The 15,635-nt window shown below is 61.1% G+C and carries 13 protein-coding genes; 5 read left to right on the plus strand and 8 right to left on the minus strand.

Annotated features, from left to right (window positions below; genetic code table 11):
- Positions 1-105: 105 nt before the first annotated feature.
- From QOL84_RS02845 to QOL84_RS02880, 8 genes are all read right to left on the minus strand, one after another.
- Positions 106-1,503: an amidohydrolase family protein gene (locus QOL84_RS02845; RefSeq protein ID WP_283436087.1), complete on the minus strand. Its 1,398-nt coding sequence runs from the start codon at positions 1,501-1,503 to the stop codon at positions 106-108.
- A 13-nt stretch (positions 1,504-1,516) separates the two neighbouring features.
- Positions 1,517-2,884, minus strand: a complete 1,368-nt coding sequence (locus tag QOL84_RS02850; RefSeq protein ID WP_283436088.1) for a nucleobase:cation symporter-2 family protein — start codon at positions 2,882-2,884, stop codon at positions 1,517-1,519.
- Between the two features lie 228 nt (positions 2,885-3,112).
- Positions 3,113-4,174, minus strand: coding sequence for a CobW family GTP-binding protein (locus QOL84_RS02855; RefSeq protein ID WP_283436089.1), 1,062 nt, complete (start codon positions 4,172-4,174; stop codon positions 3,113-3,115).
- Positions 4,175-4,273: 99 nt separating this feature from the next.
- A complete protein-coding gene (locus QOL84_RS02860; RefSeq protein ID WP_283438612.1) occupies positions 4,274-4,876 on the minus strand; it encodes a UbiX family flavin prenyltransferase in 603 nt (200 codons plus the stop codon).
- An 11-nt stretch (positions 4,877-4,887) separates the two neighbouring features.
- Positions 4,888-6,273, minus strand: coding sequence for a UbiD family decarboxylase (locus QOL84_RS02865; RefSeq protein ID WP_283436090.1), 1,386 nt, complete (start codon positions 6,271-6,273; stop codon positions 4,888-4,890).
- 245 nt (positions 6,274-6,518) lie between these two features.
- Positions 6,519-7,424 (minus strand): amidohydrolase family protein, encoded by a 906-nt coding sequence (locus QOL84_RS02870; protein WP_008081961.1) that lies wholly within the window; start codon positions 7,422-7,424, stop codon positions 6,519-6,521.
- A 4-nt stretch (positions 7,425-7,428) separates the two neighbouring features.
- Positions 7,429-8,358, minus strand: coding sequence for an amidohydrolase family protein (locus tag QOL84_RS02875; protein ID WP_008081962.1), 930 nt, complete (start codon positions 8,356-8,358; stop codon positions 7,429-7,431).
- A 459-nt stretch (positions 8,359-8,817) separates the two neighbouring features.
- On the minus strand, positions 8,818-9,723 hold the full coding sequence (locus tag QOL84_RS02880; RefSeq protein WP_283436091.1) for a LysR substrate-binding domain-containing protein: 906 nt from the start codon (positions 9,721-9,723) through the stop codon (positions 8,818-8,820).
- A gap of 118 nt (positions 9,724-9,841) precedes the next feature.
- On the opposite strand from QOL84_RS02880, the gene QOL84_RS02885 reads away from it, so the two are divergent.
- The 5 genes from QOL84_RS02885 (at position 9,842) to QOL84_RS02905 (ending at position 15,479) form a co-directional block, all read left to right on the plus strand.
- On the plus strand, positions 9,842-10,306 hold the full coding sequence (locus tag QOL84_RS02885; RefSeq protein WP_283436092.1) for a (2Fe-2S)-binding protein: 465 nt from the start codon (positions 9,842-9,844) through the stop codon (positions 10,304-10,306).
- Positions 10,306-12,519: a xanthine dehydrogenase family protein molybdopterin-binding subunit gene (locus tag QOL84_RS02890; RefSeq protein ID WP_283436093.1), complete on the plus strand. Its 2,214-nt coding sequence runs from the start codon at positions 10,306-10,308 to the stop codon at positions 12,517-12,519. Before QOL84_RS02885 ends, QOL84_RS02890 begins: the two co-directional genes overlap by 1 nt.
- A 6-nt stretch (positions 12,520-12,525) precedes the next feature.
- A complete protein-coding gene (locus tag QOL84_RS02895) occupies positions 12,526-13,419 on the plus strand; it encodes a LysR substrate-binding domain-containing protein (RefSeq protein WP_283436094.1) in 894 nt (297 codons plus the stop codon).
- Positions 13,420-13,588: 169 nt separating this feature from the next.
- Positions 13,589-15,085: a helix-turn-helix transcriptional regulator gene (locus QOL84_RS02900; RefSeq protein WP_283436095.1), complete on the plus strand. Its 1,497-nt coding sequence runs from the start codon at positions 13,589-13,591 to the stop codon at positions 15,083-15,085.
- 136 nt (positions 15,086-15,221) lie between these two features.
- Entirely contained in the window at positions 15,222-15,479 is a 258-nt protein-coding gene (locus QOL84_RS02905) for a DUF1652 domain-containing protein (RefSeq protein WP_129394393.1), read from the plus strand.
- Positions 15,480-15,635: the final 156 nt, after the last annotated feature.

The following is a 15,635-nucleotide window of genomic DNA, read 5'->3' on the forward strand; positions in this document are numbered from 1 at the left end:
AAAGCACGTTGAATTTTTTAGATGTTCAGTAGAGGTTGCTCGCGAAAGTGGTGGGTCAATTAAATTATTGTGATTGTCCGCCGGTTTTCGCGAGCAGGCTCACTCCTATAAAGGTTGCTCGTCGACCTTCATCATCGCCTGCACACCTTCCCACGCCTCGGCGCGCATGCGTTCGATGTCGAGGCCCGGGATCACGCCGTTGTCGACGACGATTCTGCCGCCGACCAGGCTGTATTTCACGCTGATCGGTTCGCCCGCGACCACCGGGGCGACGGCGCTGTCGTGGAAGCCGTAGAAGCGAGGATGATCGAGGCTGTAGACCACCAGATCCGCCGCTTGCCCGACTTCGAGTGTGCCGACGGCGCCAAGGCCCAATACCTGCGCGCCACCCGCCGTACCCCAGTGAATGACATCTTCAGCGGTAGTCGCCGAGGCGCCTTGTTCGGCGCGGTGGATCAGCCACGCGGTGTTGGCTTCGCCGACCATGCTCCCGGATTCATTCGACGCCACGCCGTCCACACCCAGGGAAATCGGCACGCCGGCCTCATACATCTGCGGCACCGGTGCGACGCCGCTGCCCAGCCGGGCGTTGCTCACCGGGCAATGGGAGATGCCGGTGCCGGTTTGCGCCAGCATGCGGATTTCGCCCGGTTGCAGGTGCACGGCGTGGGCGAACCAGACGTCGGGGCCGAGCCATTCGTGTTCGGCGACGAACTCCACCGGCAGGCAGTTGTATTTTTCGCGGCAGAAATTCACGTAGTTCTGCGTTTCCGACAGGTGCGTGTGCAGGCGCAGACCGAGGCTGCGTGCGATGTGCGCCAGTTCGCGCAGCAGCGTTGGCGGTAGCGAGAACGTCGGCGTGGTCGGGGCGACGACCACGCGGCGCATCGCGTCCGGGGTGTCCTGGTGATACAGCGATTTCAGCCGTTCGATGTCACCGACCATCTGCTCGAGGCTTTCCGGTTGCAGCGCGGTTTTCGAGAAGCCCGGATGCGCGCTCGCCGATTCCAGTGCGCCGCCACGGCACAGCACAAACCGCAGACCAAATTCATCAGCCATATCAAACAACAGGTCGCCGGTCTCGGTGCTGCCGTGGGCGTGGTAAAGGTAGTGGTGATCAGCGCAGGTGGTGACGCCGGACAGCAGCAACTCGACCATGCCCAGCCGTGCGGCGATCCGCGCCAGTTGCGGGGTAAAGCGATTTAGGCGCGGGTAGGGCACGCTCGCCAGCCAGCCTTGCAGATCCTGATTCAACCCTTCGGGTACGGCTTTGAGCAGGTTCTGGAACAGGTGATGGTGAGTGTTGATCCAGCCCGGATAGACCACGCAATTGCGCGCGTCGATCAGCCGTTCGCCGGGTTGTGGTTCAAGGTTTGCGGCCATTTCGGCGATGCGACCGTTGACCACGCGGATGTCCACAGCGCCGGCCCGAGCGCGAGGGCCGCGCAGGCCGGTCATCACCGCGACCGGGTGCTTGATCAGGATGTTCTGAAGTTGAGTCATGGGCAGCTCCAAACTAAAGGATGTGCGAGGCGGATTTGCTGGCGGTGGTTTCCGCCACGCTGACGCCATTCAGCGCGGCGTTGAGCAGTACCGACACCAGGCAGGCGATGACCACGCTGCTGTGCAGGAACGGCTGCGACCACTCGGGAAGTTGTTTGAACAGGGTGGGGGCGAGCACCGGCACCAGCGCGGCGGCGATGGTGAAACCGACGATCAGCACGTTGTAGCGATTGCGCTCGTAATCGACCTTGGCGAGGGTCTGAATACCCGCCGCCGCGACCACGCCGAACATCGCAATGCCAGCGCCACCAAGGGCGGCGGTCGGCATCGAGGCGATGATCGCGCCGGCCTTCGGCACCAAGGCAATCGAGCACATCAGCAAACCGCTGACCGCGACCACCCAACGGCTGCGCACGCCGGTGAGGATCACCAGGCCGACGTTTTCCATGAAGGCGATAAACGGGAACGCCGCGAACATCCCGGCGATGGTGCTGGCCAGACCATTGGCGCGCAGACCGTTGATGACTTGTTTGTCCTCGACCGGTTTTTCGACGATGTCGCCGATGGCCACGAACAGCCCCATCGACTCGACCATCTGCACGATCATCACCACCACCATGGTTGCGATGGGGATCAGGCTGAAGGTCGGCAAACCGAAATAGAACGGGTAGGGCACGGTCAGCCACGGCGCTTCTTCAACGCTGTGAAAACTGCCCATCCCGAGGCCATACGCCAGACCGGCGCCGATCAGCATGCCGATCAACACCGCCATGTTGCGCAGCAGCGGGCTGCCATAACGGTTGACCAGCAGAATCGTCAGCAACACCACCACGGCCACGCCGAGGAATGCCGGCGCGCCAAAGTTGCTCGCGTTGCGCCCGCCGCCGACCCATTCATAGGCAATCGGGAACAGCTGCAAACCGATCACAGTGACGATGCAACCGGTCACTACGGGCGGAAAGAAGCGCCGTAATCGACCGACGAAAGGCGCCATCAGCATGGTGAAGATCCCCGCGCCGATCACTGCCCCGCACACTCCGGCAAACCCTACGTCCGGGTTGCTGCCGATGGCGATCACCGGGCCGACGCTGCTGAACGCCACGCCTTGCAGAATCGGCAGGCGCACGCCGAATTTCCAGAAACCGACGGTTTGCAGGAGGGTGGCGATGCCGGAGCAGAACAGCGTGGTGCTGATCAACACCACCGTATCGGCATGGGACATTTTTAAGGCGCTGGCGACAATCAACGGCACGGCGATGGCGCCGATGTACGAGACGGCCATGTGCTGCAGGCCGAGGGTGAGCATCTGGCGCACCGGCAGAATGCGATCGACGGGATGCACGGTGGATGCGGCTTTTGCTGGGGATGTGGCTGACGACATGGGGAAACACCTCTGGCTGTTTTTATGCGGTAGAGAGGGGTATTCGTCTGATGCCTGCTGCAGATTCCCTGTAGGAGTGAGCCTGCTCGCGATAGCGGTGAATCAGTCACCATCATTGCTCAATGACACACCGCTATCGCGAGCAGGCTCACTCCTACAGGTTATGTGGCATCAGTCATTCGTACACATGTGCCCGAAGCCGCCATCCACCGGCTTCGATGCCTTGTTTCAGCCTGCCAGGCAGGCGGCGAAGCCCTGGTTCAGCGCCGCGCGGTCCAGGTCGCGGCCGATGAAGACGATCTTGCTTGAGCGCGGCTCCGTGCCCCACGCGGTCGAGGCGCGGAATTCGACCAGGCTGTGCACGCCTTGCAGCACGTAGCGCTGGTCCTCGTTAGCCACAGCGAGCACGCCTTTCATGCGATAGAGGTTGTCGGCCTGGGACGAGCGCAGTTCGCTGATCCAGCGATGGAACGCCATCAGGTTGACCGCGCCGTCGACGGCGATGCCTACCGATGACACGCTTGGATCGTGTTGGTGATCCTGCTCTTCAATAGAGTGCTCAGCGTGATGCTCATGGTCGTGATGATCGTGATCGTGCTGCTCCGCGCCGATTTCCATGAGCTTCTGCGTGCATTCAAATGCGCCGATACCGAGGATTTTCGTCAGGTCGATTTGCGCATGGGTCGAGATCACCAGTTCCGCTGTGGCATTCAAGCCACGGATCTTGCTGCGCAGGGTTTCCACTTCGGCGCTGCTGACCAGATCGACCTTGTTGATGACGATCCGGTCGGCGCAGACGATCTGATCCACCGCCTGATTATCGACCCCGTCGAGTTGCAGATCCTCCAGGTGCTGGGCGATGTGCTTGGCGTCGACCATGGTCACGATCGCGTCGAGTTCGACTTCATCGGCGATCGGATCATTGATGAAAAAGCTCTGCGCCACCGGGTATGGATCGGCCAGGCCGCTGGTTTCGATGAGGATGTGATCGAGGCGCACCGGGCGCGCCACCAGCTCACGGACGATGCGCACCAGATCCTCGCGAACCTCGGCGGTGCAGCACACGCAGCCGTTGACCATCTCGTAGATTTCTTCGGTTTCCGAGCTGAGGACGAGGTCGCCGTCGATGCCGACTTCACCGAATTCGTTTTCGATCACGGCGATTTTGCGGCCGTGGTTTTCCTTGAGAATGTAATTGAGCAGGGTGGTTTTACCGGCACCGAGGAAACCGGTGAGGATGGTCACGGGGATTTTGGTGTTGCGCGTTGGGGCGTTGAAGGGGGTGTTCATGGTGAGGCTCCTTTGATTGACCGGTGCACACTGAATTCGGTTGACGCTGCTTTTTTGTAGGAGTGAGCCTGCTCGCGATAGCGGTGTGTCAGTCGACATTTACGTTACTGACACGCCGCCATCGCGAGCAGGCTCACTCCTACAAGGGGATAGGGGTTCTTGCCATCGTTGAGCGACGCCGGCATCAAGGCCGAACAGGTCGAGCACGCGGCCGAGGCTGTGGTCGACCATTTGCGCGAGGTTTTCCGGCCGGGCGTAGAAGGCCGGCACCGGCGGGGCGATGATCCCGCCCATCTCGGTGACGGCAGTCATGTTGCGCAGGTGGGCGAGGGTCAGCGGGGTTTCGCGGGCCATCAGCACCAGCGTGCGGCGTTCCTTGAGGGTGACGTCGGCGGCGCGGCCGATCAGCCCCGATGAGGTGCCAGTGGCAATCTCCGCCAGCGTCCTCATCGAACACGGCGCCACCACCATCCCGAGGCAGCGAAATGAGCCGCTGGCAATCCCGGCGGCAACGTCATCGGCGCGGTGGTAATGAGTGGCCAGCGCGGTGACGTCGGCGAGTTTGTAATCCGTCTCGTGGGCCATGGTCAGCAGCGCGGCGCGGCTGATGATCAGGTGGCTTTCGATGTCCAGCTCGGCGAGCAATTGCAGCAGGCGCACGCCGTAGATGAAGCCGGACGCGCCGCTGATGCCGACCACCATCCGTTGCCGGTTCACGACTCAAGCCCTTTGAGCAGAGCCCGGGCGCGCTCCAGAACTTCCTGATCGAGCTGCGCCTTGATCCCGTCAAAGCCTGAACCGCGTGTGGCATCCAGGCCCATCCGCGATGTCGTGCCATTGACCGAGGACGACGGATCCAGTGGACTGCCGGGCAAACCGTCAATGATGAAAATATCCAGATGCGGCTGGAAGTGCGTGGCCAGTGCCCACAACACCTGGCTGTCGTCAGTGATGTCGATATCGCTGTCCACCGCAATCACGGTTTTCAGGTACGGATCCCAACCGAGCAGGGCCAGCATGATCTGCCGCGCCTCGCCATCGCGGCTCTGGTCCAGCGCCACATAGCAGTGAAAATGCGTGCCGGAATTCGGGTAGTGCACGGCGGTGACGGCGGGGAACCGTGCCTTGAGTTTTTCGTTCATTTCGGCTTCGCGGGGCAGGCGGGCGAGGGTCAGGTGTTCGGCGTAGCGGCCACCCATCACGTCGACCAGCCAGGCGTCTTTGCGCTTCAACAGGGTGTCGACGCGCAGCACATTGTTGGTCGAACGATCCGAGGAATAACCGCTGAATTCGCCGAATGGGCCTTCCTCGGCGTAGGCCGCCGGGTCAATCGCGCCTTCGAGAACGAACTCGGCGTACGCCGGTACACCGATGCCGTAGCGCGGGGTTTTCACCAGTTCCAGCGGCGCACCAAACAGCCCGCCAGCGACGGCGCGTTCATCGGCGCCATAGGGCAAGCGTGCAGCGGCGGCGAGCATGAACAGCGGATGCGCTCCGACGACCATTGCCACGCGCAATTCTTCACCACGTTCGCGCGCGGTTTGCAGCATCCGCCACAGGTGTCCGCGTGAGTGCAGACTGGTGGCGAGGGCTTGGCGGGCGTGGCGCATCGAGCGGTGATAGCTCATGTTGGCGATGCCGGTCAGCGGGTCTTCGGCGATGATGATCGCGTTGGTGATGTACGGGCCGCGATCGCTGTCGAAATGCTTGAGCATCGGCAACAGCGCCAGATCCAGCGCTTCGCCTTCGAAGACTTCATCGAGGATCGGGCCGCTCTCCACGTAACGCGGTGCGATCGGATTATTGGCGCGGGTCTGGAAGGTTTCGTGCAGCTGCGCCGGCGTTACGCCGAACAGCCGGGCGATGCGGGTCCGCGAGGCGAACATATTGCTTGCCACCGGCACGCCGAGGTGGCCGACGTTTTCGCAGATCAGCAGAGGATCGCGGCCCTGGGCGGCGAGGGCATCGACCAGGGCGGTGACGTCCTGATCGGCAGAAATGGCTTGGGTGATGGTCAGCACATCGTCCGGGTACTCACGGCGATAGGCGTCGATGAACACGTGAAAGTCCTGAGAATCGCCGAGCGTCGAACGGGTCATGGTTTCACCTCGTAAAAAGCAGGCACGCAGGGGTGATAGAGCGTTCGCGCGGCCAGCCGTTGGCCTGCCGGTCGAGCGAAACGCCGGGTCATCTTCGTGCCTGTAAAGTCGCTGTGTGTCGGTCGTAACACTGACCCCTGTGGGAGCGAGCCTGCTCGCGAATGCGGTATGTCATTCAACGTTAATGGCGACTGATCCACCGCTTTCGCGAGCAGGCTCGCTCCCACATTGGGTTTTGTGTGTGGCTACAGGTAGGTGGTGGTCAGGCGTATGTCGGCCTCGGCCAGGTCTTTGGGCGGTGGCGTCGGTTCGATCCCGCACAACCTTGCGATGTTGTTGCCCAGGTAATCCTCGAGATGATCCTCATCAATCCCCAAGCCCTGCGGTGCCGGCGAGCACAGCACCTCCAGCTCGCGCAGCCACATCCCCGGCTCATTCGGCGGCGAATCCGTGCCGAAGACGATCTTGTTACGCGGCAGTTCCTTGGCGAACTCGACGATCCGCGACTGGAAGCACCAGCCCGATTCGCAGTACACGTTCGGCGTGTCCATGGCCATCCAGAACGCTTCGAACGAGTAGTTGCCGCCGGTCTGGATACCGAAATGGCCGATGATGAAATTGACCATCGGGAACTCGCGGATGATCGGGTAGAACATCGTCGGAATCGTGTACGGGCCGTCGCCGGTGTGGATCAGCACAACGATGTTGTACTTGGCGCAGACCTTCATTGCCGGACGCAGCCAGTCGAGTGCGCGATCCGGGCGATAGCCGTGCATGTTGGCGTGCAGCTTGAGCATCTTGAAACCGTATTCCTTGATGTGGAATTCCAGCTCCGCCGCACCGTTTTCCGGTCCCCAGCGCGGGTTGAAGTTGAAGTTGCCGATGAAGCGATCCGGGTACTTCATGCACAGTTCGGCGATGTACGACATGTAGTCGCGCACGCCTTCGCGGCCCCGGCGGTTGCCGTCGCGATAACCGGTGTTGCCCGGTGGCGGCTGGATGAAACCCATGTCGATGCGACGTGGTTTACCGTTGATCATGTACGGGCCGTCCATCAACTTGAGCATGCGCTCGCCAGTGAACGGTTCGCCGGTGTGGCGCCAGGCCTCGTCGACCAGATTTGTTGGGTGCAGATGGGTGTCGATGATCATCGGTTCAGCTCCTGGCCAGTTGAGTGGTGACGGGACGCTTGAGTTGCGCCTCTGCTTCGGAAACGGAACGGGGTGGCGGGGTCGGTTCGAGGCCGATCATCCGCGCGGTGTTGTTGCCCAAATAGTCTTCGAGGGTGTCCTCGTCGAGATTCAGGCCTTGTGGCGGCTCGTGGCAGAGCACTTCGAGTAGGCGCAGCCACATGCCCGGTTCGTTCGGCGGCGTGTCGGTGCCGAAGAGGATCTTGTGCGTCGGCAAGACCTTGGCAAATTCGACGATCCGCGATTGCAGGCACCAGCCGGATTCGCAGTAGACGTTGGGCAATTCCATCGCCCATTGCATCGGTTCGAACACGTAGACGCCGCCGGTCTGCACACCGAAATGGGCCATGATGAAATTGACGTTGGGGAATTCCTTGATCATCGGCACCCATTCCGACGGGATGCTGTACGGCCCGTCGCCGGTGTGCAGCTTGACCGGAATGCCCAGCTCGGCGCATTTCTCGAAGCATGGGCGTACCCAGTCGAGCGCACGGTCAGGACGGTAGGCGTGCATGTTGGCCTGCATCTGCACCATGCCGAAACCGTGTTCCTTGACGTAGCGCTCGATCGCTTCGACGCCGTTTTCCACGCCGCAGCGCGGGTTGTAGACGAAGCAGCCGATGAAGCGATCCGGGTAGGTCTGGACCATTTTCAGGGTGTAGGCCATGTAAGCGTCGATGGATTCACGGCCGGTGAGGTCGCCGTCGGTCCAGGTGTAAATCGTGTTGCCTTGCGGCGGCTGGATGAAGGCTTTGTCAATGCGGCGAGGCTTGCCGTTGACCATGTACGGGCCATCCATCATCTCCAGCAGACGCTCGCCGGTGAACGGGTCACCGTCATGCCTCCAGGCGAGGTCCACGAGATCCGTGGGATAGCAGCTGATATCGATGATCATTGCAGTCGATCTCCTGATAGCGGGGAAGGGAGCCTTGCGGCTCTCGGCATCCACGTCCCGGGCAATCGGCCGTTGCTATGCGCAAGACACGCGCATTCCCTCGCCTGTTCGCATCCGGCCCGGGTGGGTGGCTGCTGAGGGCGAGTATTGGAAGGCGGGGTTGGGTTCGTACAATATTAATTGGGCGGGGTGGTGATATGCGTTCGATATGGGCAGATCAGGAGCTACCCTCACCCCAGCCCTCTCCCGGAGGGAGAGGGGGCCGACCGAGGTGTTTTTCGCGATGCATCGACCTGAGAAACCGAGTCGATTATGGATTCGGTGAGGCAGATTCAGGTCGACGATTTTCTGAAGCATCCCCCTCTCAGATCGAGTCGATTATAGATTCACAGCTGATCTCTCAAGTCGGTGTAACTCTTCAATATCCCCCAATCAGTCCCCTCTACCTCTGGGAGAGGGTTAGGGTGAGGGCTGGATTTCAAGCGTACACAAAGCCAACTGTTTGATGATTTCAACCACCGGCGCCACACGTTCAGCCTGCCCATGTGGCCACACGGCGTAGAGGTTGTAATGCGCGGCAATCTGCGCCTCGTTCAACGCCACCAACCGCCCACTGCGCAACGCATCGGCCGCCAATAATCCGCGCACCAGCCCCGCTCCAACGCCAGCCTCTGCAGCGGCGATAAGGTTGGCAGCATTATCAAAAATCACCCGCGCCGGCGGCTCGGTCGGCGTCATCCCGGCCGCATCCAGCCACGGAATCCACGACCGCCGCGTATACCCCAACAACGGCAACTGAAGAATCTGCGCCGGACTCAACGGCACCTGCAAACCATAGCGCTCCAGCAATTCCGGCGAGGCCACCGCCAACACTCGGTCGCCACAAATCTGCGTCATCTCGCAGTCATCCCAATCGCCATAGCCGTAGCGCAACGCCAGATCAACCCGCTCAAACGAGCTGCGATCACTGCGCGGCATCGACAGCAGCGTCACCTCGTAATCCGGCAGCCCGTCAAGCAACTGCGGCAAGCGCGGATTGAGCCAGCTCTGCGCCAGTTCGCTGTCCACGTCGAGGGTCAAACGCTGCGCCACGCTGCGGTTTTTCACCGAGGAAATCGCCCGGTCAATCTGCGCCAGACCATCCGACAAGACACTGGCAAACAACTGCCCGGCATCGGTCAGATTGCTGCCGCCGCCTTCACGCACGAACAGCGGCTGGCCGATGAAATCTTCCAGCGCGCGGATCTGCTGACTGATCGCACTGTGGGTCAGATCAAGTTTGCGCGCGGCGCTGGAAAAACTGCCGCTGCGCGCGGCGTGGATAAACGCGCTCATGGACTGCACCGACGGGTATCGCTTGTACATGTTGTTAGTCCTGCTTACAGCGGTTGGCAGAAATCGTCGCTGGCCGGGTTTTGCTCGGGGTTCCAATAATCGGTGACCAGGCCCGCACAAAGACGGGCCGCTCTTTTGGAGCCTGACAATGATTGCATTCACGGTTAACGGCGAACGACGCGAGCTGGATGAAGCGTCCTCCTCCATGCCCTTGTTATGGGTCTTGCGTGATCAACTGAAACTCACCGGCACCAAGTTCGGCTGCGGGATGGGCCTGTGCGGTGCCTGCACCGTGCACCTGGACGGCGTTGCGGTGCGTTCCTGCCAACTGCCAGCGGCCGCCGTCGCGGGCCATAGCATCACCACGATCGAGGGGTTGTCGCCGACACAAAACCATCCGCTGCAACTGGCCTGGGTCGCCGAAGATGTGCCGCAATGCGGCTACTGTCAATCCGGGCAGATCATGTCCGCTGCCTCGTTGCTCAACACCGGTGCGGCGGTGACTGACGATTCGATCCGCAATGCGATGTTCGGAAATATCTGCCGTTGCGGCACTTACGGGCGCATCAACAAAGCCATCAAACGCGCGGCGAATACGCCGAAGGAGGCCTGATGAGCCTCATCGACGACACCCGCCTCGAACTGCCGCGCCGGGTATTTCTCAAGCAAGCGGCGACCGTGGCTTCAGGCCTGGCGATTGCCCTGTACCTGCCGAGCGGTATTGCCGCCAGCGACCCGAAAGCCCCGGCACCGGCCAGCGAATTCGAGCCGAATGCCTGGGTGCGCATCTTCCCCGACGGCACGGTGAAACTGGTCGTACACAAGCACGATTCCGGCACCGGCACACAAACGGCATTGGCTGCGTGCGTGGCCGAAGAGCTCGACGTCAACCCGATGACCGTGCAGGTGATCACCCCGGAAGATCCATTCTTCGAAACCTACATTCATCCGATCTGGAAAGTCTTCTCGACTGGCGGCAGCACCAGCGTTTCCCTCGAATACGATCGCTTGCGCATGGCCGGCGCCACAGCGCGGGCGCTATTGATTACAGCAGCGGCGCAACAGTGGAAAGTCAGCCCCGACAGTTGCACCACCGAGGACGGTCGGGTGGTGCACGCGTCGAGCAAACGCAGCCTCGGCTACGGCGAACTGGTCGGCGTGGCGGCGCATCTGCCGGCGCCGACCCACGTCACCCTGAAAGACCCGACGCAGTTCAAATACATCGGCAAGCTGCGCCACAAGCGTGACGCAGCCGCCAAGGTCTGCGGGCGCTTCAAGTACAGCATCGACGTGCAACTGCCGGACATGCTGGTCGCAGTGATTCAACGTGCGCCAGTGGTCGGTGCAAAAGTGCTCAGCGTCGATTCAGCAGCCGCTCTGCAAGTGCCGGGCGTGCGTAAAGTGCTGACGATTCCGGGGCGTCCCGATGTGCTCGGCGGCAATCTGGAAGGCGTCGCGGTGTTGGCAGATACCTTCTGGGCGGCGCAGCAGGGCCGCAAAGTGCTGGAGATCAAGTGGAGCGATTCGCTGCTGGCCGGTTTTGACAGTGAACAGTTGTCCAGCGCTCAAGCCAAAGCCATCGGCGATCCTGCATCGCAAACCGTCAAAGCCATGACCCACGGTGATGTCGCCGGGCAATGGGTGGGCGCGGCGAAGCTGATCGAAGCCGATTACACCATGCCCTACAAAGTACAAAACCCGCTGGAACCGATCTGCATCACCGCGCAGGTCAAGGACCGCGCGATCACTTACTGGGGCGGCGTGCAGGTGCCGTCTTCAGCGCTGGAAGCTGCGCAGACCGTGTGCGGGATCGACAAGGCCAACGTGACCATTCATGAGTTGGTCTCTGGCGGCAGCTTCGGTGCGCGGGAGGCCAAATACTGGTTGTTCGAGGTCGCGTATCTGGCGCAGAAAACCGGCGTACCGGTGAAGTTGCTCAACAGTCGCGAAGACGAAATGCATGCGCTGTTCAATCACCCGGCGACCTTGCATCGGGTCAAAGGCGCGCTCGACGCTCAAGGCAAATTCACCGCGCTGCAACTGCACGCGGTGTCGCCAGCCTCGCCGGAGCAGTGGGAGCCGGGTTATTTCGAACGTCCAGACAAGATGGATTACAGCACCACCGAAGCGATCACCGCGTGGGACTTCGCCTATCGTCCGCCGCACCTGGAACTGAACTGGGTCAAGCACGAAAGCGATGTGCCGAGCGGTTGGTATCGCTCGGTGAGTTTCATCCCCAACGTGTTTGCCGTGGAAAGTTTCATGGATGAGCTGGCCCATGCGGCGGGCGAGGATCCATTGGCGTTCCGGCTGGCCAATATGCACGAGCGGCCTCGCCATGTCGCGGTGCTCAAACAGGCTGCCGAGCGCGCCGGATGGGGTCAGCCGTTGCCAGCGGGCACGGCGCTGGGGATCGCGACCAATCAGGGTTACACCAGTTTTATCGCGGTAGTCGCGCGGGTCGCGACGGTGGATGGCAAGCCGAAAATCGAGAAACTCACCTGCGTGGTCGATTGCGGTTTGGCCGTGTCGCCGGGCGGTGTCGAAGAGCAGATCTACGGCGGCCTGATGTGGGGCTTTGGTCATGCGTTGTTCGATCGACTCGAGATCAAACAGGGCAGGGTGGTGCAGAGCAATTTCCACGACTATCGCGTCACGCGCATGTCCGATATGCCGGCCACCGACATCCTGGTGCTTGACGGTGAACCGAGCAAACCCGGCGGCGTTGGCGAGTTGGGCAGCCCTTCGGTGGTGCCGGCCATCGCCAATGCCTTGTTCGCGCTGACCGGCGTGCGCCAGCGTTCGACGCCACTGAGCCTGGGATAAATCGCCATGGACTTGCGCCTGTTGCGGTACTTCATGGCGTTGGCCGATGAGTTGCACTTCGGTCGCGCTGCCGAGCGCTTGCACATCTGCCAGCCGCCGCTGAGTCAGCAGATTCGTTTGCTGGAGGAGGAACTCGGCACGCCGCTGTTCGAGCGCAGCCATCATCGGGTCGAGCTGACGGCGGCGGGGCAGATGCTCAAGGAGCAGGCGCCGCTGGTTTTCGAGCAGCTCGAGCGGGCGCTGGATCTGACGCGGCAGACCGGACGGGGTCAGCTCGGTGAACTGGAAATCGGCATGATCAGTTCGGTGATGGTCGGCGTGCTACCGCGAGCCTTGCACCTGTTTCGCGAGCGCTACCCGCAGGTCAACTGGCGCTTGCACGAGATGACCCCGGCGGCGCAGGTCAAGGCGTTGAAGGAGAAACGCATCGATGCCTGCGTGTTTCGCGTCGGTTATGACGACCCGCTGTTGCGCAATGAACTGCTGATCTATGAACCGATTCATGTGGTGATGCCGGCGGATCATCCATTGGCTGAGCGGGAAGTGCTGGCGCCGGCGGACCTGGCGCAGGAGCCGTTTGTCGCGCTGGAGCTGAAACAGTCGCGGTTCGCCAATTTTCTCTATCAATGCTGCATTCAGGCCGGGTTTACGCCGCAGATCCGCCAGCAGGTGATCGAGGTGCAGACCTTGCTCAGCCTGGTGCGCGCAGGTTTTGGCGTGGCGCTGTTGCCGGCGTCCATCGAGCAATTGGCGCCGGCAGGACTGGTATTCCGCCGCCTGACCCCGGCATTGCCGGAAGTGCCGCTGTACGCGACGTACCGCGCGGATGATGCCTCGGCAGTCCTGAAACTGTTCCTCGACACCCTCCGCGAACTCAACGGCAACCCCCAACCCCTGTAGGAGCTGCCGAAGGCTGCGATCTTTTGATGTTGTTTTTAAAAGACAAGATCAAAAGATCGCAGCCTTCGGCAGCTCCTACAGGGGGATGTGTTGTGTGTGAATAGAGATGCACGATCGCGATTGGCTGCGGTCGTAGTCTTCACATGGGCGTATCACTTGTGGAGATCCAATGAGCCAGGAAGTCCTGACCACCGAAACCAATCGCCGCCAGTTGCAGCAAATCATCGCCGGGCTGTCGGACGGGGTGATTTTGCTGGAGCTGGACCAGAGCATTCTTTGGGCCAACGAAGCCGCGCTGGCCATGCACGGTGTCAGCCGGATTACTGACCTGGGCCACAATGCCGATGAATACGCCAAACAGTTCAACCTGCGCTATCGCAACAATCACTCGATCACCGCTGAAAACTACCCGATCAGCCGCGTGGCGCGCTGTGAGAGTTTTAATGACGTGCTGATCGAAGTGTCGCCAACCGATGATCCGGAGCGTATCTGGGTACACAGCGTGCGCAGCATGATCCTCACCGATCGCGAAGGGCAGCCCGAATCGCTGGTGCTGATCATGAGCGACGTCACCGACTGGGCCAACGCCGAGCAGCGCTTCGAAAAGACCTTCAACGCCAATCCGGCGCCGGCAGTGATCTGCCGTCTCAGCGACCTGCGCTACATCAAGGTCAATCCGGGGTTTCTGGAAATGACCGGCTACACCCGTGATCAAGTGATCGGCACCTCGGCCTATGAGATCGATATTTTTGAGCGAGCCGAGAAAAAAGATTTGGCGATCCAGCGTCTGCGCGACGTTTCGACCATTCCGCAAATGCAGGCCGAACTGCGCTTGCCCGATGGCAGCAGCAAGCAAGTGATCGTCGCCGGGCAACCGCTGACGCTCAACGATGAGGATTGCATGCTGTTTTCCTTCGTCGACATGGAATTGCGCCACAAGGCCGAAGTGGCGTTGCGCCAAAGCGAAGAGCGCTTTGCCAAGGCGTTCCGTCTGACGCCTGTGCCGATCCTGATTTGCAGCGCTGACGAGCAGCAGATCATCGACGTCAATCAGGCCTTCCTCGAAACCCTCGCCTACGACGGCAGCGAGGTGCTCGGCAGGACCGTGACGCAGCTGGATTTCATCGATGACAACGGCGCACGCACGCGGTTGCTGGCAGCGCTGGAGAAAAATGGCCGGGTTGATCGGGTCGATGTGCGCGTGCGCAAGAAGGACGCCGAACTGCTCGAGTGCGCGCTGTCTGCCGACACTGTGAATATCCTGGACATTCCCTGTTACTTGCTGGTGTTGATGGACATCACCGAGCGCAAGCGCACCGAGCTTGAGCTGGTGGCAGCGATTGAAGAGGTGATGAAAGACGCTTCGTGGTTCAGCCGTACGCTGATCGAAAAGCTGGCCAATGTGAAGAGGGTCAACTCGCCGCAGCTGCCGAGCGTGTCGTTCACTGACCTGACGGCACGTGAACGCGATGTGCTCGGGTTGATCTGCGAAGGGCTGGCGGACAAGGAGATCGCCGCACGGTTGAAACTCGCACCGAATACCGTGCGCAATCATGTCGCGACGGTGTATTCCAAGCTCGATGTGCACAGCCGCAGCGAGGCGATTGTCTGGGCGCGGGAGCGTGGTCTGTTTGCCGGCGACTGGGCCGGTAAGGGCCAGCGATGAGGTGCAAATGCACTAGTGCGAGGGGTGCAAATTGAGGTGTCTTGACGAGGCCGCTGTTCCTAGTCTGGTGGGGTGCGATACGAGCCTTTTCAGGCTTGGGATCGTGTCCCGTCGAAGCCGTCAAAGGAACAACTCAATGATGAACCTTGCGCAATTGCGCGCACAGCTTGAGCGCAGTTTTTCGCCGCTGGCGTGTGAATGTCTGGTGGATGGTGATCATTCGCTGACCGTGAAGTTATATCACCCGGAGTCGGGGCAGGTGGACCTGGTGATCAGTGGGCTGAAACTCGACGCGCTGCGTACGCCTGAGTCGGTAGAGGCGTTGATCGAAGAATTGCGCTACGAACTCGAAAGCAACTCCCTGCGCGCCTCACGCGACCCCGACCTGGCATAACCCATGTAGGAGCTGCCGCAGGCTGCGATCTGTTGATCTTGATCTTGATCTTGATCTTGCATCTGAACACCAAGATCAAAAGATCGCAGCCTGCGGCAGCTCCTACAGGGGGCGAACGCAAATCAGATTGTCAGCGCGAGATCAGGGTGTGAACGC

The sequence above is a fragment of the Pseudomonas helmanticensis genome, assembly GCF_900182985.1.
Lineage (GTDB): Bacteria > Pseudomonadota > Gammaproteobacteria > Pseudomonadales > Pseudomonadaceae > Aquipseudomonas > Aquipseudomonas helmanticensis.